1 protein-coding gene and 1 pseudogene are annotated in these 994 nt (G+C 32.7%); both read left to right on the plus strand.

Annotation, left to right across the window (positions count from 1 at the left end):
• Window positions 1–224: pseudogene (locus HX743_RS16135) on the plus strand (GntR family transcriptional regulator); the annotation flags it as partial.
• 59 nt (window positions 225–283) lie between these two features.
• Window positions 284–571: a DUF1330 domain-containing protein gene (locus HX743_RS16140; protein ID WP_177155621.1), complete on the plus strand. Its 288-nt coding sequence runs from the start codon at window positions 284–286 to the stop codon at window positions 569–571.
• Window positions 572–994: the final 423 nt, after the last annotated feature.

Below are 994 nucleotides of genomic sequence, written 5' to 3' on the forward strand. Positions count from 1 at the left end.
AACATCATATTGCTTGGGAAGTAGTACAACGTTTGAATGGTCGAATTAGTCGTCTTCGTGCAATTACCATGAAATCGACGAAGCGTGAAATTTCTGGCTATCAACGTATTAAAAATATGTGTGAAGCTATATATCTTTATAAAGATTCGGAAATGGCAAAACAGGCTGTAGCGGAACATATTAATGAAGCGGCTCTGGTTGCCAAAAATATCTTAGACAAGTGATATCAATTAATACTTTAGAAAAATCAGTCTTACATTTATCAAACATAGGGAACTTTTATATGTCTGCATATTGGATTGCACATGTCACTATTCATGATATGGAAAAATATAAACGATACATGTCGATAGCACCTTTAGCCTTTGAAAAATATGGAGCTAAATTTCTGGCACGAGGTGGCAAAGCTACTTGTCTAGAAGGGGCTGAATATGAGCGTCATATCATTATTGAATTTTCAGATTTAGCCACCGCTCAGGCTTGTTATTATTCTGAGGAATACGCTAGAGCAAGAGCAGCTCGTGAAAATTGTGCTGATGTAATGATTACTATTGTAGAAAGTTTAAATTAAGAAAACAAAATATAGTTAAGATACAAAAGAAAGGATAACGTCTGATGCACTATCATTAAACGTTATCTTCTTGTGTAATATGATTTCACTTTTTTGAATATGGATATAGATATCTAGGTTGCATTGCAGGAATAATTTAATGATAACTATCATATAACTATAAATCAGATCTAATCATGGTAAATCTTATTTTTTTACAATAAGTCATTACAGATCAAATTGAAATTTGTAAAAACATAATTTTTTCCTTTCTTATTGAAATCTAACTTAACTCTAATATTCTTTGCTTTTTATAGGTAAGCATCCGGCTAACACAGCCTTACCAAGCGATCCTATAAGCCTTAATTTAGTTCCCACCTAAAAACAAGTGGGGACTTAATCCATGAACATGGATATATATTCAGCAACACCTCCTGTTGCTAA

This window comes from Acinetobacter sp. Swhac1 (genome assembly GCF_013390985.1).
In the GTDB taxonomy this organism is placed as follows: Bacteria; Pseudomonadota; Gammaproteobacteria; order Pseudomonadales; family Moraxellaceae; genus Acinetobacter; species Acinetobacter towneri.

What these genes read in the sequence shown, in the direction of transcription:
- HX743_RS16140 (WP_177155621.1), top strand. Translation starts at nt 284, where the DNA reads ATGTCTGCATATTGGATTGCACATGTCACTATTCATGATATGGAAAAA.